The 25,458-nt window shown below is 47.3% G+C and carries 2 protein-coding genes; both read right to left on the reverse strand.

Annotated features, from left to right (window positions below):
- Positions 1-23,883 (reverse strand): putative Ig domain-containing protein, encoded by a 23,883-nt coding sequence (locus SMA_RS09600; RefSeq protein WP_014295355.1) that lies wholly within the window; start codon positions 23,881-23,883, stop codon positions 1-3.
- A gap of 351 nt (positions 23,884-24,234) precedes the next feature.
- Positions 24,235-25,379 (reverse strand): IS3 family transposase gene (locus tag SMA_RS11205; protein WP_093529230.1). Its coding sequence is split into 2 segments (ribosomal slippage): positions 24,235-25,133 and positions 25,133-25,379, totalling 1,146 coding nucleotides; the frame shifts between segments, so codons are not numbered across the junction.
- Positions 25,380-25,458: the final 79 nt, after the last annotated feature.

Below are 25,458 nucleotides of genomic sequence, written 5' to 3' on the forward strand. Positions count from 1 at the left end.
CTACTCCTCATCTTCTTTATTGCGTTTCTTTCCAGAGACTAAAAGTCCAGAAAGTCCCAAAAGTAGAGCTCCAATGATAGGAAGACTTGAAGAATCCTCAACTCCTGTTTCTGGAAGCATTGCTTTTTTCTCTTCTGTAGGAGTAGTTGGAGCAACAGTTCCTTTATCATGAGTCGGAGCTACTGGAAGGTTGGTATCTGGTGTCTTCGGATTCTTATCATCCTCATCCTTGATACCATCGTTATCATCATCTGGATCGGTCACATCTGGATCACCATCGCCATCTGTGTCACGTTGAACCGTGATCGTGATGGTCTTAGTAGCTTCGTTACCAGCTCCATCGGTTGCCTTGATTTCTACTGGGAAGTCTCGGCTTTCTTCCGTTGTGCCCCAATCGGAAACCGTTGGTGTGCCTTCAATCGCTTCTGTCGCTGGGTTGTAGGCCAAGCCATCTGGTAAGCCAGTCACATCATTTGGATCGATGGCAATGGTGTCATCATCCTCATCGGTAACCGTTACTGGGATTGGGCTGATTGGTGCTTTTTCTGTGACGGTCGCATCATCTGCTGTGATCACTGGAAGGTTGGTATCTGGTGTCTTCGGATTCTTATCATCCTCATCCTTGATACCATCGTTATCATCATCTGGATCGGTCACATCTGGATCACCATCGCCATCTGTGTCACGTTGAACCGTGATCGTGATGGTCTTAGTAGCTTCGTTACCAGCTCCATCGGTTGCCTTGATTTCTACTGGGAAGTCTCGGCTTTCTTCCGTTGTGCCCCAATCGGAAACCGTTGGTGTGCCTTCAATCGCTTCTGTCGCTGGGTTGTAGGCCAAGCCATCTGGTAAGCCAGTCACATCATTTGGATCGATGGCAATGGTGTCATCATCCTCATCGGTAACCGTTACTGGGATTGGGCTGATTGGTGCTTTTTCTGTGACGGTCGCATCATCTGCTGTGATCACTGGAAGGTTGGTATCTGGTGTCTTCGGATTCTTATCATCCTCATCCTTGATACCATCGTTATCATCATCTGGATCGGTCACATCTGGATCACCATCGCCATCTGTGTCACGTTGAACCGTGATCGTGATGGTCTTAGTAGCTTCGTTACCAGCTCCATCGGTTGCCTTGATTTCTACTGGGAAGTCTCGGCTTTCTTCCGTTGTGCCCCAATCGGAAACCGTTGGTGTGCCTTCAATCGCTTCTGTCGCTGGGTTGTAGGCCAAGCCATCTGGTAAGCCAGTCACATCATTTGGATCGATGGCAATGGTGTCATCATCCTCATCGGTAACCGTTACTGGGATTGGGCTGATTGGTGCTTTTTCTGTGACGGTCGCATCATCTGCTGTGATCACTGGAAGGTTGGTATCTGGTGTCTTCGGATTCTTATCATCCTCATCCTTGATACCATCGTTATCATCATCTGGATCGGTCACATCTGGATCACCATCGCCATCTGTGTCACGTTGAACCGTGATCGTGATGGTCTTAGTAGCTTCGTTACCAGCTCCATCGGTTGCCTTGATTTCTACTGGGAAGTCTCGGCTTTCTTCCGTTGTGCCCCAATCGGAAACCGTTGGTGTGCCTTCAATCGCTTCTGTCGCTGGGTTGTAGGCCAAGCCATCTGGTAAGCCAGTCACATCATTTGGATCGATGGCAATGGTGTCATCATCCTCATCGGTAACCGTTACTGGGATTGGGCTGATTGGTGCTTTTTCTGTGACGGTCGCATCATCTGCTGTGATCACTGGAAGGTTGGTATCTGGTGTCTTCGGATTCTTATCATCCTCATCCTTGATACCATCGTTATCATCATCTGGATCGGTCACATCTGGATCACCATCGCCATCTGTGTCACGTTGAACCGTGATCGTGATGGTCTTAGTAGCTTCGTTACCAGCTCCATCGGTTGCCTTGATTTCTACTGGGAAGTCTCGGCTTTCTTCCGTTGTGCCCCAATCGGAAACCGTTGGTGTGCCTTCAATCGCTTCTGTCGCTGGGTTGTAGGCCAAGCCATCTGGTAAGCCAGTCACATCATTTGGATCGATGGCAATGGTGTCATCATCCTCATCGGTAACCGTTACTGGGATTGGGCTGATTGGTGCTTTTTCTGTGACGGTCGCATCATCTGCTGTGATCACTGGAAGGTTGGTATCTGGTGTCTTCGGATTCTTATCATCCTCATCCTTGATACCATCGTTATCATCATCTGGATCGGTCACATCTGGATCACCATCGCCATCTGTGTCACGTTGAACCGTGATCGTGATGGTCTTAGTAGCTTCGTTACCAGCTCCATCGGTTGCCTTGATTTCTACTGGGAAGTCTCGGCTTTCTTCCGTTGTGCCCCAATCGGAAACCGTTGGTGTGCCTTCAATCGCTTCTGTCGCTGGGTTGTAGGCCAAGCCATCTGGTAAGCCAGTCACATCATTTGGATCGATGGCAATGGTGTCATCATCCTCATCGGTAACCGTTACTGGGATTGGGCTGATTGGTGCTTTTTCTGTGACGGTCGCATCATCTGCTGTGATCACTGGAAGGTTGGTATCTGGTGTCTTCGGATTCTTATCATCCTCATCCTTGATACCATCGTTATCATCATCTGGATCGGTCACATCTGGATCACCATCGCCATCTGTGTCACGTTGAACCGTGATCGTGATGGTCTTAGTAGCTTCGTTACCAGCTCCATCGGTTGCCTTGATTTCTACTGGGAAGTCTCGGCTTTCTTCCGTTGTGCCCCAATCGGAAACCGTTGGTGTGCCTTCAATCGCTTCTGTCGCTGGGTTGTAGGCCAAGCCATCTGGTAAGCCAGTCACATCATTTGGATCGATGGCAATGGTGTCATCATCCTCATCGGTAACCGTTACTGGGATTGGGCTGATTGGTGCTTTTTCTGTGACGGTCGCATCATCTGCTGTGATCACTGGAAGGTTGGTATCTGGTGTCTTCGGATTCTTATCATCCTCATCCTTGATACCATCGTTATCATCATCTGGATCGGTCACATCTGGATCACCATCGCCATCTGTGTCACGTTGAACCGTGATCGTGATGGTCTTAGTAGCTTCGTTACCAGCTCCATCGGTTGCCTTGATTTCTACTGGGAAGTCTCGGCTTTCTTCCGTTGTGCCCCAATCGGAAACCGTTGGTGTGCCTTCAATCGCTTCTGTCGCTGGGTTGTAGGCCAAGCCATCTGGTAAGCCAGTCACATCATTTGGATCGATGGCAATGGTGTCATCATCCTCATCGGTAACCGTTACTGGGATTGGGCTGATTGGTGCTTTTTCTGTGACGGTCGCATCATCTGCTGTGATCACTGGAAGGTTGGTATCTGGTGTCTTCGGATTCTTATCATCCTCATCCTTGATACCATCGTTATCATCATCTGGATCGGTCACATCTGGATCACCATCGCCATCTGTGTCACGTTGAACCGTGATCGTGATGGTCTTAGTAGCTTCGTTACCAGCTCCATCGGTTGCCTTGATTTCTACTGGGAAGTCTCGGCTTTCTTCCGTTGTGCCCCAATCGGAAACCGTTGGTGTGCCTTCAATCGCTTCTGTCGCTGGGTTGTAGGCCAAGCCATCTGGTAAGCCAGTCACATCATTTGGATCGATGGCAATGGTGTCATCATCCTCATCGGTAACCGTTACTGGGATTGGGCTGATTGGTGCTTTTTCTGTGACGGTCGCATCATCTGCTGTGATCACTGGAAGGTTGGTATCTGGTGTCTTCGGATTCTTATCATCCTCATCCTTGATACCATCGTTATCATCATCTGGATCGGTCACATCTGGATCACCATCGCCATCTGTGTCACGTTGAACCGTGATCGTGATGGTCTTAGTAGCTTCGTTACCAGCTCCATCGGTTGCCTTGATTTCTACTGGGAAGTCTCGGCTTTCTTCCGTTGTGCCCCAATCGGAAACCGTTGGTGTGCCTTCAATCGCTTCTGTCGCTGGGTTGTAGGCCAAGCCATCTGGTAAGCCAGTCACATCATTTGGATCGATGGCAATGGTGTCATCATCCTCATCGGTAACCGTTACTGGGATTGGGCTGATTGGTGCTTTTTCTGTGACGGTCGCATCATCTGCTGTGATCACTGGAAGGTTGGTATCTGGTGTCTTCGGATTCTTATCATCCTCATCCTTGATACCATCGTTATCATCATCTGGATCGGTCACATCTGGATCACCATCGCCATCTGTGTCACGTTGAACCGTGATCGTGATGGTCTTAGTAGCTTCGTTACCAGCTCCATCGGTTGCCTTGATTTCTACTGGGAAGTCTCGGCTTTCTTCCGTTGTGCCCCAATCGGAAACCGTTGGTGTGCCTTCAATCGCTTCTGTCGCTGGGTTGTAGGCCAAGCCATCTGGTAAGCCAGTCACATCATTTGGATCGATGGCAATGGTGTCATCATCCTCATCGGTAACCGTTACTGGGATTGGGCTGATTGGTGCTTTTTCTGTGACGGTCGCATCATCTGCTGTGATCACTGGAAGGTTGGTATCTGGTGTCTTCGGATTCTTATCATCCTCATCCTTGATACCATCGTTATCATCATCTGGATCGGTCACATCTGGATCACCATCGCCATCTGTGTCACGTTGAACCGTGATCGTGATGGTCTTAGTAGCTTCGTTACCAGCTCCATCGGTTGCCTTGATTTCTACTGGGAAGTCTCGGCTTTCTTCCGTTGTGCCCCAATCGGAAACCGTTGGTGTGCCTTCAATCGCTTCTGTCGCTGGGTTGTAGGCCAAGCCATCTGGTAAGCCAGTCACATCATTTGGATCGATGGCAATGGTGTCATCATCCTCATCGGTAACCGTTACTGGGATTGGGCTGATTGGTGCTTTTTCTGTGACGGTCGCATCATCTGCTGTGATCACTGGAAGGTTGGTATCTGGTGTCTTCGGATTCTTATCATCCTCATCCTTGATACCATCGTTATCATCATCTGGATCGGTCACATCTGGATCACCATCGCCATCTGTGTCACGTTGAACCGTGATCGTGATGGTCTTAGTAGCTTCGTTACCAGCTCCATCGGTTGCCTTGATTTCTACTGGGAAGTCTCGGCTTTCTTCCGTTGTGCCCCAATCGGAAACCGTTGGTGTGCCTTCAATCGCTTCTGTCGCTGGGTTGTAGGCCAAGCCATCTGGTAAGCCAGTCACATCATTTGGATCGATGGCAATGGTGTCATCATCCTCATCGGTAACCGTTACTGGGATTGGGCTGATTGGTGCTTTTTCTGTGACGGTCGCATCATCTGCTGTGATCACTGGAAGGTTGGTATCTGGTGTCTTCGGATTCTTATCATCCTCATCCTTGATACCATCGTTATCATCATCTGGATCGGTCACATCTGGATCACCATCGCCATCTGTGTCACGTTGAACCGTGATCGTGATGGTCTTAGTAGCTTCGTTACCAGCTCCATCGGTTGCCTTGATTTCTACTGGGAAGTCTCGGCTTTCTTCCGTTGTGCCCCAATCGGAAACCGTTGGTGTGCCTTCAATCGCTTCTGTCGCTGGGTTGTAGGCCAAGCCATCTGGTAAGCCAGTCACATCATTTGGATCGATGGCAATGGTGTCATCATCCTCATCGGTAACCGTTACTGGGATTGGGCTGATTGGTGCTTTTTCTGTGACGGTCGCATCATCTGCTGTGATCACTGGAAGGTTGGTATCTGGTGTCTTCGGATTCTTATCATCCTCATCCTTGATACCATCGTTATCATCATCTGGATCGGTCACATCTGGATCACCATCGCCATCTGTGTCACGTTGAACCGTGATCGTGATGGTCTTAGTAGCTTCGTTACCAGCTCCATCGGTTGCCTTGATTTCTACTGGGAAGTCTCGGCTTTCTTCCGTTGTGCCCCAATCGGAAACCGTTGGTGTGCCTTCAATCGCTTCTGTCGCTGGGTTGTAGGCCAAGCCATCTGGTAAGCCAGTCACATCATTTGGATCGATGGCAATGGTGTCATCATCCTCATCGGTAACCGTTACTGGGATTGGGCTGATTGGTGCTTTTTCTGTGACGGTCGCATCATCTGCTGTGATCACTGGAAGGTTGGTATCTGGTGTCTTCGGATTCTTATCATCCTCATCCTTGATACCATCGTTATCATCATCTGGATCGGTCACATCTGGATCACCATCGCCATCTGTGTCACGTTGAACCGTGATCGTGATGGTCTTAGTAGCTTCGTTACCAGCTCCATCGGTTGCCTTGATTTCTACTGGGAAGTCTCGGCTTTCTTCCGTTGTGCCCCAATCGGAAACCGTTGGTGTGCCTTCAATCGCTTCTGTCGCTGGGTTGTAGGCCAAGCCATCTGGTAAGCCAGTCACATCATTTGGATCGATGGCAATGGTGTCATCATCCTCATCGGTAACCGTTACTGGGATTGGGCTGATTGGTGCTTTTTCTGTGACGGTCGCATCATCTGCTGTGATCACTGGAAGGTTGGTATCTGGTGTCTTCGGATTCTTATCATCCTCATCCTTGATACCATCGTTATCATCATCTGGATCGGTCACATCTGGATCACCATCGCCATCTGTGTCACGTTGAACCGTGATCGTGATGGTCTTAGTAGCTTCGTTACCAGCTCCATCGGTTGCCTTGATTTCTACTGGGAAGTCTCGGCTTTCTTCCGTTGTGCCCCAATCGGAAACCGTTGGTGTGCCTTCAATCGCTTCTGTCGCTGGGTTGTAGGCCAAGCCATCTGGTAAGCCAGTCACATCATTTGGATCGATGGCAATGGTGTCATCATCCTCATCGGTAACCGTTACTGGGATTGGGCTGATTGGTGCTTTTTCTGTGACGGTCGCATCATCTGCTGTGATCACTGGAAGGTTGGTATCTGGTGTCTTCGGATTCTTATCATCCTCATCCTTGATACCATCGTTATCATCATCTGGATCGGTCACATCTGGATCACCATCGCCATCTGTGTCACGTTGAACCGTGATCGTGATGGTCTTAGTAGCTTCGTTACCAGCTCCATCGGTTGCCTTGATTTCTACTGGGAAGTCTCGGCTTTCTTCCGTTGTGCCCCAATCGGAAACCGTTGGTGTGCCTTCAATCGCTTCTGTCGCTGGGTTGTAGGCCAAGCCATCTGGTAAGCCAGTCACATCATTTGGATCGATGGCAATGGTGTCATCATCCTCATCGGTAACCGTTACTGGGATTGGGCTGATTGGTGCTTTTTCTGTGACGGTCGCATCATCTGCTGTGATCACTGGAAGGTTGGTATCTGGTGTCTTCGGATTCTTATCATCCTCATCCTTGATACCATCGTTATCATCATCTGGATCGGTCACATCTGGATCACCATCGCCATCTGTGTCACGTTGAACCGTGATCGTGATGGTCTTAGTAGCTTCGTTACCAGCTCCATCGGTTGCCTTGATTTCTACTGGGAAGTCTCGGCTTTCTTCCGTTGTGCCCCAATCGGAAACCGTTGGTGTGCCTTCAATCGCTTCTGTCGCTGGGTTGTAGGCCAAGCCATCTGGTAAGCCAGTCACATCATTTGGATCGATGGCAATGGTGTCATCATCCTCATCGGTAACCGTTACTGGGATTGGGCTGATTGGTGCTTTTTCTGTGACGGTCGCATCATCTGCTGTGATCACTGGAAGGTTGGTATCTGGTGTCTTCGGATTCTTATCATCCTCATCCTTGATACCATCGTTATCATCATCTGGATCGGTCACATCTGGATCACCATCGCCATCTGTGTCACGTTGAACCGTGATCGTGATGGTCTTAGTAGCTTCGTTACCAGCTCCATCGGTTGCCTTGATTTCTACTGGGAAGTCTCGGCTTTCTTCCGTTGTGCCCCAATCGGAAACCGTTGGTGTGCCTTCAATCGCTTCTGTCGCTGGGTTGTAGGCCAAGCCATCTGGTAAGCCAGTCACATCATTTGGATCGATGGCAATGGTGTCATCATCCTCATCGGTAACCGTTACTGGGATTGGGCTGATTGGTGCTTTTTCTGTGACGGTCGCATCATCTGCTGTGATCACTGGAAGGTTGGTATCTGGTGTCTTCGGATTCTTATCATCCTCATCCTTGATACCATCGTTATCATCATCTGGATCGGTCACATCTGGATCACCATCGCCATCTGTGTCACGTTGAACCGTGATCGTGATGGTCTTAGTAGCTTCGTTACCAGCTCCATCGGTTGCCTTGATTTCTACTGGGAAGTCTCGGCTTTCTTCCGTTGTGCCCCAATCGGAAACCGTTGGTGTGCCTTCAATCGCTTCTGTCGCTGGGTTGTAGGCCAAGCCATCTGGTAAGCCAGTCACATCATTTGGATCGATGGCAATGGTGTCATCATCCTCATCGGTAACCGTTACTGGGATTGGGCTGATTGGTGCTTTTTCTGTGACGGTCGCATCATCTGCTGTGATCACTGGAAGGTTGGTATCTGGTGTCTTCGGATTCTTATCATCCTCATCCTTGATACCATCGTTATCATCATCTGGATCGGTCACATCTGGATCACCATCGCCATCTGTGTCACGTTGAACCGTGATCGTGATGGTCTTAGTAGCTTCGTTACCAGCTCCATCGGTTGCCTTGATTTCTACTGGGAAGTCTCGGCTTTCTTCCGTTGTGCCCCAATCGGAAACCGTTGGTGTGCCTTCAATCGCTTCTGTCGCTGGGTTGTAGGCCAAGCCATCTGGTAAGCCAGTCACATCATTTGGATCGATGGCAATGGTGTCATCATCCTCATCGGTAACCGTTACTGGGATTGGGCTGATTGGTGCTTTTTCTGTGACGGTCGCATCATCTGCTGTGATCACTGGAAGGTTGGTATCTGGTGTCTTCGGATTCTTATCATCCTCATCCTTGATACCATCGTTATCATCATCTGGATCGGTCACATCTGGATCACCATCGCCATCTGTGTCACGTTGAACCGTGATCGTGATGGTCTTAGTAGCTTCGTTACCAGCTCCATCGGTTGCCTTGATTTCTACTGGGAAGTCTCGGCTTTCTTCCGTTGTGCCCCAATCGGAAACCGTTGGTGTGCCTTCAATCGCTTCTGTCGCTGGGTTGTAGGCCAAGCCATCTGGTAAGCCAGTCACATCATTTGGATCGATGGCAATGGTGTCATCATCCTCATCGGTAACCGTTACTGGGATTGGGCTGATTGGTGCTTTTTCTGTGACGGTCGCATCATCTGCTGTGATCACTGGAAGGTTGGTATCTGGTGTCTTCGGATTCTTATCATCCTCATCCTTGATACCATCGTTATCATCATCTGGATCGGTCACATCTGGATCACCATCGCCATCTGTGTCACGTTGAACCGTGATCGTGATGGTCTTAGTAGCTTCGTTACCAGCTCCATCGGTTGCCTTGATTTCTACTGGGAAGTCTCGGCTTTCTTCCGTTGTGCCCCAATCGGAAACCGTTGGTGTGCCTTCAATCGCTTCTGTCGCTGGGTTGTAGGCCAAGCCATCTGGTAAGCCAGTCACATCATTTGGATCGATGGCAATGGTGTCATCATCCTCATCGGTAACCGTTACTGGGATTGGGCTGATTGGTGCTTTTTCTGTGACGGTCGCATCATCTGCTGTGATCACTGGAAGGTTGGTATCTGGTGTCTTCGGATTCTTATCATCCTCATCCTTGATACCATCGTTATCATCATCTGGATCGGTCACATCTGGATCACCATCGCCATCTGTGTCACGTTGAACCGTGATCGTGATGGTCTTAGTAGCTTCGTTACCAGCTCCATCGGTTGCCTTGATTTCTACTGGGAAGTCTCGGCTTTCTTCCGTTGTGCCCCAATCGGAAACCGTTGGTGTGCCTTCAATCGCTTCTGTCGCTGGGTTGTAGGCCAAGCCATCTGGTAAGCCAGTCACATCATTTGGATCGATGGCAATGGTGTCATCATCCTCATCGGTAACCGTTACTGGGATTGGGCTGATTGGTGCTTTTTCTGTGACGGTCGCATCATCTGCTGTGATCACTGGAAGGTTGGTATCTGGTGTCTTCGGATTCTTATCATCCTCATCCTTGATACCATCGTTATCATCATCTGGATCGGTCACATCTGGATCACCATCGCCATCTGTGTCACGTTGAACCGTGATCGTGATGGTCTTAGTAGCTTCGTTACCAGCTCCATCGGTTGCCTTGATTTCTACTGGGAAGTCTCGGCTTTCTTCCGTTGTGCCCCAATCGGAAACCGTTGGTGTGCCTTCAATCGCTTCTGTCGCTGGGTTGTAGGCCAAGCCATCTGGTAAGCCAGTCACATCATTTGGATCGATGGCAATGGTGTCATCATCCTCATCGGTAACCGTTACTGGGATTGGGCTGATTGGTGCTTTTTCTGTGACGGTCGCATCATCTGCTGTGATCACTGGAAGGTTGGTATCTGGTGTCTTCGGATTCTTATCATCCTCATCCTTGATACCATCGTTATCATCATCTGGATCGGTCACATCTGGATCACCATCGCCATCTGTGTCACGTTGAACCGTGATCGTGATGGTCTTAGTAGCTTCGTTACCAGCTCCATCGGTTGCCTTGATTTCTACTGGGAAGTCTCGGCTTTCTTCCGTTGTGCCCCAATCGGAAACCGTTGGTGTGCCTTCAATCGCTTCTGTCGCTGGGTTGTAGGCCAAGCCATCTGGTAAGCCAGTCACATCATTTGGATCGATGGCAATGGTGTCATCATCCTCATCGGTAACCGTTACTGGGATTGGGCTGATTGGTGCTTTTTCTGTGACGGTCGCATCATCTGCTGTGATCACTGGAAGGTTGGTATCTGGTGTCTTCGGATTCTTATCATCCTCATCCTTGATACCATCGTTATCATCATCTGGATCGGTCACATCTGGATCACCATCGCCATCTGTGTCACGTTGAACCGTGATCGTGATGGTCTTAGTAGCTTCGTTACCAGCTCCATCGGTTGCCTTGATTTCTACTGGGAAGTCTCGGCTTTCTTCCGTTGTGCCCCAATCGGAAACCGTTGGTGTGCCTTCAATCGCTTCTGTCGCTGGGTTGTAGGCCAAGCCATCTGGTAAGCCAGTCACATCATTTGGATCGATGGCAATGGTGTCATCATCCTCATCGGTAACCGTTACTGGGATTGGGCTGATTGGTGCTTTTTCTGTGACGGTCGCATCATCTGCTGTGATCACTGGAAGGTTGGTATCTGGTGTCTTCGGATTCTTATCATCCTCATCCTTGATACCATCGTTATCATCATCTGGATCGGTCACATCTGGATCACCATCGCCATCTGTGTCACGTTGAACCGTGATCGTGATGGTCTTAGTAGCTTCGTTACCAGCTCCATCGGTTGCCTTGATTTCTACTGGGAAGTCTCGGCTTTCTTCCGTTGTGCCCCAATCGGAAACCGTTGGTGTGCCTTCAATCGCTTCTGTCGCTGGGTTGTAGGCCAAGCCATCTGGTAAGCCAGTCACATCATTTGGATCGATGGCAATGGTGTCATCATCCTCATCGGTAACCGTTACTGGGATTGGGCTGATTGGTGCTTTTTCTGTGACGGTCGCATCATCTGCTGTGATCACTGGAAGGTTGGTATCTGGTGTCTTCGGATTCTTATCATCCTCATCCTTGATACCATCGTTATCATCATCTGGATCGGTCACATCTGGATCACCATCGCCATCTGTGTCACGTTGAACCGTGATCGTGATGGTCTTAGTAGCTTCGTTACCAGCTCCATCGGTTGCCTTGATTTCTACTGGGAAGTCTCGGCTTTCTTCCGTTGTGCCCCAATCGGAAACCGTTGGTGTGCCTTCAATCGCTTCTGTCGCTGGGTTGTAGGCCAAGCCATCTGGTAAGCCAGTCACATCATTTGGATCGATGGCAATGGTGTCATCATCCTCATCGGTAACCGTTACTGGGATTGGGCTGATTGGTGCTTTTTCTGTGACGGTCGCATCATCTGCTGTGATCACTGGAAGGTTGGTATCTGGTGTCTTCGGATTCTTATCATCCTCATCCTTGATACCATCGTTATCATCATCTGGATCGGTCACATCTGGATCACCATCGCCATCTGTGTCACGTTGAACCGTGATCGTGATGGTCTTAGTAGCTTCGTTACCAGCTCCATCGGTTGCCTTGATTTCTACTGGGAAGTCTCGGCTTTCTTCCGTTGTGCCCCAATCGGAAACCGTTGGTGTGCCTTCAATCGCTTCTGTCGCTGGGTTGTAGGCCAAGCCATCTGGTAAGCCAGTCACATCATTTGGATCGATGGCAATGGTGTCATCATCCTCATCGGTAACCGTTACTGGGATTGGGCTGATTGGTGCTTTTTCTGTGACGGTCGCATCATCTGCTGTGATCACTGGAAGGTTGGTATCTGGTGTCTTCGGATTCTTATCATCCTCATCCTTGATACCATCGTTATCATCATCTGGATCGGTCACATCTGGATCACCATCGCCATCTGTGTCACGTTGAACCGTGATCGTGATGGTCTTAGTAGCTTCGTTACCAGCTCCATCGGTTGCCTTGATTTCTACTGGGAAGTCTCGGCTTTCTTCCGTTGTGCCCCAATCGGAAACCGTTGGTGTGCCTTCAATCGCTTCTGTCGCTGGGTTGTAGGCCAAGCCATCTGGTAAGCCAGTCACATCATTTGGATCGATGGCAATGGTGTCATCATCCTCATCGGTAACCGTTACTGGGATTGGGCTGATTGGTGCTTTTTCTGTGACGGTCGCATCATCTGCTGTGATCACTGGAAGGTTGGTATCTGGTGTCTTCGGATTCTTATCATCCTCATCCTTGATACCATCGTTATCATCATCTGGATCGGTCACATCTGGATCACCATCGCCATCTGTGTCACGTTGAACCGTGATCGTGATGGTCTTAGTAGCTTCGTTACCAGCTCCATCGGTTGCCTTGATTTCTACTGGGAAGTCTCGGCTTTCTTCCGTTGTGCCCCAATCGGAAACCGTTGGTGTGCCTTCAATCGCTTCTGTCGCTGGGTTGTAGGCCAAGCCATCTGGTAAGCCAGTCACATCATTTGGATCGATGGCAATGGTGTCATCATCCTCATCGGTAACCGTTACTGGGATTGGGCTGATTGGTGCTTTTTCTGTGACGGTCGCATCATCTGCTGTGATCACTGGAAGGTTGGTATCTGGTGTCTTCGGATTCTTATCATCCTCATCCTTGATACCATCGTTATCATCATCTGGATCGGTCACATCTGGATCACCATCGCCATCTGTGTCACGTTGAACCGTGATCGTGATGGTCTTAGTAGCTTCGTTACCAGCTCCATCGGTTGCCTTGATTTCTACTGGGAAGTCTCGGCTTTCTTCCGTTGTGCCCCAATCGGAAACCGTTGGTGTGCCTTCAATCGCTTCTGTCGCTGGGTTGTAGGCCAAGCCATCTGGTAAGCCAGTCACATCATTTGGATCGATGGCAATGGTGTCATCATCCTCATCGGTAACCGTTACTGGGATTGGGCTGATTGGTGCTTTTTCTGTGACGGTCGCATCATCTGCTGTGATCACTGGAAGGTTGGTATCTGGTGTCTTCGGATTCTTATCATCCTCATCCTTGATACCATCGTTATCATCATCTGGATCGGTCACATCTGGATCACCATCGCCATCTGTGTCACGTTGAACCGTGATCGTGATGGTCTTAGTAGCTTCGTTACCAGCTCCATCGGTTGCCTTGATTTCTACTGGGAAGTCTCGGCTTTCTTCCGTTGTGCCCCAATCGGAAACCGTTGGTGTGCCTTCAATCGCTTCTGTCGCTGGGTTGTAGGCCAAGCCATCTGGTAAGCCAGTCACATCATTTGGATCGATGGCAATGGTGTCATCATCCTCATCGGTAACCGTTACTGGGATTGGGCTGATTGGTGCTTTTTCTGTGACGGTCGCATCATCTGCTGTGATCACTGGAAGGTTGGTATCTGGTGTCTTCGGATTCTTATCATCCTCATCCTTGATACCATCGTTATCATCATCTGGATCGGTCACATCTGGATCACCATCGCCATCTGTGTCACGTTGAACCGTGATCGTGATGGTCTTAGTAGCTTCGTTACCAGCTCCATCGGTTGCCTTGATTTCTACTGGGAAGTCTCGGCTTTCTTCCGTTGTGCCCCAATCGGAAACCGTTGGTGTGCCTTCAATCGCTTCTGTCGCTGGGTTGTAGGCCAAGCCATCTGGTAAGCCAGTCACATCATTTGGATCGATGGCAATGGTGTCATCATCCTCATCGGTAACCGTTACTGGGATTGGGCTGATTGGTGCTTTTTCTGTGACGGTCGCATCATCTGCTGTGATCACTGGAAGGTTGGTATCTGGTGTCTTCGGATTCTTATCATCCTCATCCTTGATACCATCGTTATCATCATCTGGATCGGTCACATCTGGATCACCATCGCCATCTGTGTCACGTTGAACCGTGATCGTGATGGTCTTAGTAGCTTCGTTACCAGCTCCATCGGTTGCCTTGATTTCTACTGGGAAGTCTCGGCTTTCTTCCGTTGTGCCCCAATCGGAAACCGTTGGTGTGCCTTCAATCGCTTCTGTCGCTGGGTTGTAGGCCAAGCCATCTGGTAAGCCAGTCACATCATTTGGATCGATGGCAATGGTGTCATCATCCTCATCGGTAACCGTTACTGGGATTGGGCTGATTGGTGCTTTTTCTGTGACGGTCGCATCATCTGCTGTGATCACTGGAAGGTTGGTATCTGGTGTCTTCGGATTCTTATCATCCTCATCCTTGATACCATCGTTATCATCATCTGGATCGGTCACATCTGGATCACCATCGCCATCTGTGTCACGTTGAACCGTGATCGTGATGGTCTTAGTAGCTTCGTTACCAGCTCCATCGGTTGCCTTGATTTCTACTGGGAAGTCTCGGCTTTCTTCCGTTGTGCCCCAATCGGAAACCGTTGGTGTGCCTTCAATCGCTTCTGTCGCTGGGTTGTAGGCCAAGCCATCTGGTAAGCCAGTCACATCATTTGGATCGATGGCAATGGTGTCATCATCCTCATCGGTAACCGTTACTGGGATTGGGCTGATTGGTGCTTTTTCTGTGACGGTCGCATCATCTGCTGTGATCACTGGAAGGTTGGTATCTGGTGTCTTCGGATTCTTATCATCCTCATCCTTGATACCATCGTTATCATCATCTGGATCGGTCACATCTGGATCACCATCGCCATCTGTGTCACGTTGAACCGTGATCGTGATGGTCTTAGTAGCTTCGTTACCAGCTCCATCGGTTGCCTTGATTTCTACTGGGAAGTCTCGGCTTTCTTCCGTTGTGCCCCAATCGGAAACCGTTGGTGTGCCTTCAATCGCTTCTGTCGCTGGGTTGTAGGCCAAGCCATCTGGTAAGCCAGTCACATCATTTGGATCGATGGCAATGGTGTCATCATCCTCATCGGTAACCGTTACTGGGATTGGGCTGATTGGTGCTTTTTCTGTGACGGTCGCATCATCTGCTGTGATCACTGGAAGGTTGGTATCTGGTGTCTTCGGATTCTTATCATCCTCATCCTTGATACCATCGTTATCATCATCTGGATCGGTCACATCTGGATCACCATCGCCATCTGTGTCACGTTGAACCGTGATCGTGATGGTCTTAGTAGCTTCGTTACCAGCTCCATCGGTTGCCTTGATTTCTACTGGGAAGTCTCGGCTTTCTTCCGTTGTGCCCCAATCGGAAACCGTTGGTGTGCCTTCAATCGCTTCTGTCGCTGGGTTGTAGGCCAAGCCATCTGGTAAGCCAGTCACATCATTTGGATCGATGGCAATGGTGTCATCATCCTCATCGGTAACCGTTACTGGGATTGGGCTGATTGGTGCTTTTTCTGTGACGGTCGCATCATCTGCTGTGATCACTGGAAGGTTGGTATCTGGTGTCTTCGGATTCTTATCATCCTCATCCTTGATACCATCGTTATCATCATCTGGATCGGTCACATCTGGATCACCATCGCCATCTGTGTCACGTTGAACCGTGATCGTGATGGTCTTAGTAGCTTCGTTACCAGCTCCATCGGTTGCCTTGATTTCTACTGGGAAGTCTCGGCTTTCTTCCGTTGTGCCCCAATCGGAAACCGTTGGTGTGCCTTCAATCGCTTCTGTCGCTGGGTTGTAGGCCAAGCCATCTGGTAAGCCAGTCACATCATTTGGATCGATGGCAATGGTGTCATCATCCTCATCGGTAACCGTTACTGGGATTGGGCTGATTGGTGCTTTTTCTGTGACGGTCGCATCATCTGCTGTGATCACTGGAAGGTTGGTATCTGGTGTCTTCGGATTCTTATCATCCTCATCCTTGATACCATCGTTATCATCATCTGGATCGGTCACATCTGGATCACCATCGCCATCTGTGTCACGTTGAACCGTGATCGTGATGGTCTTAGTAGCTTCGTTACCAGCTCCATCGGTTGCCTTGATTTCTACTGGGAAGTCTCGGCTTTCTTCCGTTGTGCCCCAATCGGAAACCGTTGGTGTGCCTTCAATCGCTTCTGTCGCTGGGTTGTAGGCCAAGCCATCTGGTAAGCCAGTCACATCATTTGGATCGATGGCAATGGTGTCATCATCCTCATCGGTAACCGTTACTGGGATTGGGCTGATTGGTGCTTTTTCTGTGACGGTCGCATCATCTGCTGTGATCACTGGAAGGTTGGTATCTGGTGTCTTCGGATTCTTATCATCCTCATCCTTGATACCATCGTTATCATCATCTGGATCGGTCACATCTGGATCACCATCGCCATCTGTGTCACGTTGAACCGTGATCGTGATGGTCTTAGTAGCTTCGTTACCAGCTCCATCGGTTGCCTTGATTTCTACTGGGAAGTCTCGGCTTTCTTCCGTTGTGCCCCAATCGGAAACCGTTGGTGTGCCTTCAATCGCTTCTGTCGCTGGGTTGTAGGCCAAGCCATCTGGTAAGCCAGTCACATCATTTGGATCGATGGCAATGGTGTCATCATCCTCATCGGTAACCGTTACTGGGATTGGGCTGATTGGTGCTTTTTCTGTGACGGTCGCATCATCTGCTGTGATCACTGGAAGGTTGGTATCTGGTGTCTTCGGATTCTTATCATCCTCATCCTTGATACCATCGTTATCATCATCTGGATCGGTCACATCTGGATCACCATCGCCATCTGTGTCACGTTGAACCGTGATCGTGATGGTCTTAGTAGCTTCGTTACCAGCTCCATCGGTTGCCTTGATTTCTACTGGGAAGTCTCGGCTTTCTTCCGTTGTGCCCCAATCGGAAACCGTTGGTGTGCCTTCAATCGCTTCTGTCGCTGGGTTGTAGGCCAAGCCATCTGGTAAGCCAGTCACATCATTTGGATCGATGGCAATGGTGTCATCATCCTCATCGGTAACCGTTACTGGGATTGGGCTGATTGGTGCTTTTTCTGTGACGGTCGCATCATCTGCTGTGATCACTGGAAGGTTGGTATCTGGTGTCTTCGGATTCTTATCATCCTCATCCTTGATACCATCGTTATCATCATCTGGATCGGTCACATCTGGATCACCATCGCCATCTGTGTCACGTTGAACCGTGATCGTGATGGTCTTAGTAGCTTCGTTACCAGCTCCATCGGTTGCCTTGATTTCTACTGGGAAGTCTCGGCTTTCTTCCGTTGTGCCCCAATCGGAAACCGTTGGTGTGCCTTCAATCGCTTCTGTCGCTGGGTTGTAGGCCAAGCCATCTGGTAAGCCAGTCACATCATTTGGATCGATGGCAATGGTGTCATCATCCTCATCGGTAACCGTTACTGGGATTGGGCTGATTGGTGCTTTTTCTGTGACGGTCGCATCATCTGCTGTGATCACTGGAAGGTTGGTATCTGGTGTCTTCGGATTCTTATCATCCTCATCCTTGATACCATCGTTATCATCATCTGGATCGGTCACATCTGGATCACCATCGCCATCTGTGTCACGTTGAACCGTGATCGTGATGGTCTTAGTAGCTTCGTTACCAGCTCCATCGGTTGCCTTGATTTCTACTGGGAAGTCTCGGCTTTCTTCCGTTGTGCCCCAATCGGAAACCGTTGGTGTGCCTTCAATCGCTTCTGTCGCTGGGTTGTAGGCCAAGCCATCTGGTAAGCCAGTCACATCATTTGGATCGATGGCAATGGTGTCATCATCCTCATCGGTAACCGTTACTGGGATTGGGCTGATTGGTGCTTTTTCTGTGACGGTCGCATCATCTGCTGTGATCACTGGAAGGTTGGTATCTGGTGTCTTCGGATTCTTATCATCCTCATCCTTGATACCATCGTTATCATCATCTGGATCGGTCACATCTGGATCACCATCGCCATCTGTGTCACGTTGAACCGTGATCGTGATGGTCTTAGTAGCTTCGTTACCAGCTCCATCGGTTGCCTTGATTTCTACTGGGAAGTCTCGGCTTTCTTCCGTTGTGCCCCAATCGGAAACCGTTGGTGTGCCTTCAATCGCTTCTGTCGCTGGGTTGTAGGCCAAGCCATCTGGTAAGCCAGTCACATCATTTGGATCGATGGCAATGGTGTCATCATCCTCATCGGTAACCGTTACTGGGATTGGGCTGATTGGTGCTTTTTCTGTGACGGTCGCATCATCTGCTGTGATCACTGGAAGGTTGGTATCTGGTGTCTTCGGATTCTTATCATCCTCATCCTTGATACCATCGTTATCATCATCTGGATCGGTCACATCTGGATCACCATCGCCATCTGTGTCACGTTGAACCGTGATCGTGATGGTCTTAGTAGCTTCGTTACCAGCTCCATCGGTTGCCTTGATTTCTACTGGGAAGTCTCGGCTTTCTTCCGTTGTGCCCCAATCGGAAACCGTTGGTGTGCCTTCAATCGCTTCTGTCGCTGGGTTGTAGGCCAAGCCATCTGGTAAGCCAGTCACATCATTTGGATCGATGGCAATGGTGTCATCATCCTCATCGGTAACCGTTACTGGGATTGGGCTGATTGGTGCTTTTTCTGTGACGGTCGCATCATCTGCTGTGATCACTGGAAGGTTGGTATCTGGTGTCTTCGGATTCTTATCATCCTCATCCTTGATACCATCGTTATCATCATCTGGATCGGTCACATCTGGATCACCATCGCCATCTGTGTCACGTTGAACCGTGAGGACAACAACTGTATCAACGCTTTCTAAGATACCTGCAGGAGTTGTTACGCGATTACCTAATGCATTGTAGCTCTCTACTGTCACAGGAATACTGAATGTACGTGATGTTTCATTGTCATTCGCCCAATCTGTAACAACAGCTGCACCGCTTATATAGCCACGATCATTGATTGAAACGCCTGTCAAACCTGTAGGTAAAGTTCCTTGAACGCCTTTAGTGTACGGCTTATTGCTATCAACAACTTTTTCAGAAGCAATACGCGCTTTTTCAGTAACTGTTTTGGTTTTTCCAGTTGCTGTCAAATCTGTAAAGACTTTTGATGTGCTATCTTGTCTATCTGGAATACCGTCATTGTCATCATCAGAATCTGTTTTATCTGGAATGCCATCACGGTCTGTGTCGCGATCTACAATAATAGTAACATTTGTCTTAGCTGTTTCGATAAGTCCTGTTTCAGGATTATTAAATGCTACTTCAACAGGAACAACAAAGCTTTTAGTTTCAAGAGTTCCCCAGTCTGCCACTACAGGAGTACCTGTTAATTGACCAGTTGAGTCAATGTCAAGTCCTGTTAAGCCTGTAGGCCAAGTCACTGAAGTCACATCAGATGGTTTTTTGTTAATCGTAACCGCTTGAGTAGCAGGAACCGCAACACCCTCCATCGAAGTGATTGTTTTTCCTGTTGCTGTTAATTTGGTGAAGACTTTTTGTGTGCTGTCTTCTCCATCTGGAATACCATCGTTGTCATCATCCGGATCCGTCACATCTGGATCGCCATCGCCGTCCGTGTCACGTTGAATTGTAACCGGAACATAAACTGTGACAACTTCAGAGGTTGAATTACCAGTTGGTCGGCTAACACTCAAGGAAACGCGGACAGGAATCTTAACATCACGGGTCTCATCAGTTACACCGTACCAGCTTGGAGCCTTAGGTGTTCCCACAATGACACCATTGGCATCAATAGATAAGCCATAAATTGCACTTGAAGTTAGTTTGGCTTCTGTATAATTAGGGGTAACGACGACTTTATCTGAGTCAACTTTTGCTTTATCAATAAAAACATTTGAGGTCTCTACTTTTGCACTTAGTTTTTCCGCCCAGAGCGCATACAAGGTCATGTGATCAGCCGAGATTTTTTGCCCTGTCTTATACTGACTAGTCGTTGATGTTTGGTCTGTGGTCCATCCAATCAAATTATATCCCGGACGGTTGTATCCTTGATTACGAACGTAGAAAGCTTGATTCTTACGATATTCTGTATTGATAACACGACCATTTCCTCCATTTGGATCAAAGGTCACAGTCACTTTATCAGTCGTAGGATCAGTAACCCACTCTGCAAAAAGCTCCAAACTACTTCCTGCAAAATCGTTGAATTGAAGCTCATGCTTAGGTAAATAGCGCGTTCCTTTTCCATCTGCTTTTGTGTTCCAACCGACGAAGACAAGCCCCTCTTTCGGTGGTGTCATAGCGCCTGGATCAGCAATCGCGATATTTTCTTTGAACTTCAAGTCTGAAGTTGTTGGAGGATTTGCACCACCATTGGCATTATAGTTAAGGGTTTTGGTTGGGTAGTTCCAAACAGGTACATAGATGGTACCGTGCTTAGAAATTTGTAGCGTAGATGGGTTTACACTTTCCAAACGGCCATTAACAAGTCTATACCATTCTGGTTGCAAGGTAGTGCCATCATAGTTAAGCTTGTCATTCACAGTAAGTGTGCCATCGAAGGTACGGCTAGTATCTACAATCGGAGTTCCGTTTGGATCAACCATAACAGAACCATCGCTATCAAGAACACCGTAGAATACTGCTCCCTTATCAGTTATTGTTTTACCTGGATCAACCAAGAGCACGTATTTATCATTCGAAACACTCGTATCAAGAACGGTTTCATTATGGACGATAACAGGAAGAAACTCTTTTTTCCAGATACCATAGTAAACCAGTCCACCAGCCGGCATTTTAATGTTAGAAAAATCAACTGGATCGCCTAAGCCGTTTTTGGTATCATACCACCCTTTGAAGAGATAAGTTACACCGAAAACATCCGTTTTCTTCGTAACATACTGCTTATAATCCGACGGAACAACCGGACTTACTGAGTCTAGGTAGGCTAAGTTTTCAGTCTTGACCGTTCCGTTTGCATCATTGGAAACAAACTTAACATCATAACGCTTTTTACGATAGTAAACTACCATATCTTCTGTAGTCAGCTTGGTTCTGGCAACACCTTCAGCCTCATTTTGGAACTTAACAAAATCGTAACCTTCTATAGGGGTGTAAATATATAGGTTACCAGCAACCCCATTGATTTTGAAAGAAGCAAACTCCTTATTTGTATCAATGTCCACCATTTTTACGGTAGGCGTTGCATTAATTTGCCTAAACACATCCTCTTTAATGGTTTCATCAAAATTAAATTTAGGCAAGCTTGGACGACTATAATAGATATTACGCGTTTCATTTTTCCAACCAACAACATTAGGCTGATCAAGATATTGAGTTAAGGGTTCGCCCCATTTAACATTTGCTGTTATCGTCAAAAACGCAACGTCACTTTCAGTAAAACTTACTGCCTTTGATGGAACTGAGTTTTTATATTGGGTTACAGTCCCATCTGTTAACATAATGTAACCTTGTGAATTACGCTTTGCATAAGTAACAGTCAACTGTGTTTTTTTGCGTTCATAGTAAACATTTAAAACAGACTCACCGTCTCCATTAATCGTAACAGATGGTTCTTGGTTACTTGACAGAACATACTCAGCCGCTAGAGCACTCGGCATGGTAGATGTGATAATAGCCTCTGTCGTACCTGTCAATTCTTCAACAGAGCTAACAGCATAATTAATACCAGCAAATGTCCGTGTTCCACTAGGTGTTTCTACAAGGTGAACAACTTTATACGGTGTATCTGTACGTGGTTGCCATTGCGCCTTAAGATTGTAATTACGTGTTACTTCGGCATTAATATCTACTGCCTTATTTGTAGACTTATCCAACCATTGAACAAAATCATAACCTTTACGTTCTGGAGTCGGTAACTTCCCTCCAGGGGAGTTGCTGGCTAAAGAACCATTATCAACATACATATTGTCAACTTCAGTACCACCCGCAGAATCAAAGTTGATGATTTTCTGATTTTTAACAACCGCATGAAGTTCTAAGTCGTTCGTAACAGGTGTGCTAAAGTCATACGCTTGCGCACCGTTAGCTGTTGTTGACCAATGAGAAAAGACGGTTGAATCTTTTGGCGATAGGAAGACGACATCTTTATCAGTTACCGTTTTACCAGCCTGCACTTCTTTAACACGAATAATGACACCCTCATCATCTTTAAAGACAACCCGACGGCTATTATTATAGCGCGCTACAATACGCACCAACTCTTTGTTGTCTCCACCAACGGTAGTATCTTTTTTGAAACTCGTCGGTGTTGTAAAGTCAACTTTCGTATCCTCACCTTCGATATACCATCCCAAGAATACATCTTCCCCTGAGGAAGGAAGGCTTGGTTCACGCAAGGTTTCTCCGATACGAACATACTGAGTTCCCAAGAGCTCATCATTGCTATAGAACTCAACAGCTGTGATATCCGTACCTTCAGTACCTGTATCTGCTGGTGTAGCATCCTCTACATTGAAAGTGATTTCATTAGTCGCACCTTCAGTGATAAGCATCGTTTGATTAGCCACAGGCTCTAATAATTTATAACCATTTAAAGCCGTCGTTGTCTCAATATCTACCGGTGCTTCTTCTACTGTCGCTGTTGCAACTTCATCAGTTGTTTCAACTTCTTTTTCTTTGTCTTCTCGATAAACTGCATCTCCGTTTTCATTCTTATAGACAACGGAATACTTGATAATTACCTTACGTGTACGACGAGACACTTTGAAAACAATTTCGTTAGCACCACCATCGGTCACTTCTGCTTGTTGAGACGTTTCTCCCTCCAAACGATATGACGAAAGGTCGGCAACCGATACCATATCTGTTGCATCCACCGTTACTTTTGCTGAAGCTGTTGTACCTGCAGGAACGTTTTCAACAGTCTGAGTCTCTTCACGACGATAGATTTCTTTGCCGTCTCCGTCTTTATAGACAACAAAGTACTTAATCGCCACTTGACTCTGTTTCGGTTTAACGGAAAAAGTTACCTCTGTATTGGCACCTTCTGTTACCGTTGCCTCTTTGCTATCCGATTCAGCCAATTCATAGTTTGCCAACTCAGATGCGCTTGTCATATCAGTAGCATTTACCGGAATAGTCGCGGAAGCGGAACTTTGTTCAGTTGTTTCTGTGGTCGTGGTCCGTTGGACACGGTAAAGTTCCTTGCCACTCGCATCTTTGTAGACAACGACATAATTAATCGTTGCCTGACGAGTTGCTTGTTCTGCAGCTGCTGGCGTCGTTCCTGACTCAGGAGTTCCAGTCGTCTCAGTGCCTGAAGTTGCTTCGGTGCCAGAGGCTGCTCCCGTGCCTGAAGTTGCTTCAGTACCAGACGCTGCTCCCGTGCCAGAGGCAGCCTCAGTACCTGAAGCTGCTTCTCCTCCCGTGGCAGTCGCTTCAGTACCAGTCGCTGGTGTCTCTGCCTTAACAGTGTTTGTTCCAAGAACCCCCACCAAAGCAATACCAATCAATACCGAAGCGATTCCATTATTCAGTTTTCGGATAGAAAAGCGTTGTCTTTTATTCCAAAATTCCATAAGATCCTCCAAATATCTTATTTGCAAATTGTTAGCATAAATAATTACATATTTCTAATGTTTTTCACATCAGATACCCTCACTTCTCGTGTCTGCGTTAACAATCAGTAAGAATTGCATTTGTGTAAACTATTAATAGATTACAATTATATCACAAAAAATGCTCCAATTACTCCTCAAAAAGCTCCTCAAAAATCAATTAAATCACCTAAAGTAAATTCTGGACTGAAGGTAATTATTAAAAATACCATCATAAGTATTAAAATTTTTAAAGTGATGATTAGCCATTCTTCTTTTTATTAATTCATTGACCTAGTCAAGCATTTTTGTAACACTAGTGTATAAAATTTCTTACGCTGCACGACATCGTGCAGCATAAGGTGTAAGTCCACCGTTTGCACGATGTGGTCTTACGTGATTATATTTCCCATAAACAAATTCATAGAGCTTTTGGTCAAGAATGTCATTTGAATCAAACTTGTAGAGATAATAGAATTCGTGTTTGAGCGTATTGTAGAATCTTTCCATAACGGCATTGTCATATGGACAGCCTGCTTTGCTCATACTTTGTTGGACATAGTTTTTATCACAAAATTTATTGAATTCTTTTGCGGTAAATTGACGCCCTTGATCAGAATGCAGGATAATTCCTTTTGCTGGTTTTCGACGTTCTAGTGCGATTTTCAAGGTTTCCTTTGCCAACTCAGTATCGATATGACTGCTGTTTAATGATGCAACCACTTCACGACCGCAAAGGTCTATAATCGTGCAATTGTAACGCATTGTTCCATCTGGACGAGTTAAATATGTAAAATCAGTACACCATATTTTATTGGGTTCTTTTACATCAAATTCCCTATTCAGAAGGTTTGGAAAGATTTTATTGGCAGTTCCTTTTACATAGTTTGGTTTCTTTCGACGTGTGATGGAACGTAAGCCCAATTCATTCATAAAATGATGTATTGTCAGATCTGAACGAATGCTTCCGATACCCTTAAGATAATCGTTCATCATTCGGTATCCAGGAACTCCATTTTCGCGGTGGTAGATTTCAACAATTTTACGTTGAATCTCTGCCTTTTCCTGACGATAAGCATGTTTTTTGTTTTTAAGATAATTATAGTAAGCATTTGAACAGATGTTCATTCTTCTAAGAAGCCATCTGACCCCAAATGTCTGTTGATATTTCTGGATGAACTGGTACTGAGCTAATCGATTTCCTTCGCAAAGAATGCTGCCGCTTTTTTTTAAAAATCATTTTCCTTTTTGAGTTCTTCAATTTCTTTGCGTAGCTTTTTTGCAACTTCGTATGAATCAGATTCTTCCCGTTTTGTTGGGCTGTTATCGCATTCTTTGCGGTATTGCTGTAACCAGTATGTCAGCGTGCCTTGTCCAAGATTATATTCTTCGGTCAGGCTTTTCTTGGTTCGTCCCTCTTCCAGATAGAGGCGAAGAACCTTTTGTTTGAGCTCAGGCTCGTAACGATTATTTGTCATTGTAACATCTCCTTGGATTATGTATGTATTTTACCAAACTATACACAGGTGTTACAACTTAATTATATCAGGTCAATGT

Origin of the sequence: Streptococcus macedonicus ACA-DC 198, from assembly GCA_000283635.1 — a bacterium.
Lineage (GTDB): Bacteria > Bacillota > Bacilli > Lactobacillales > Streptococcaceae > Streptococcus > Streptococcus macedonicus.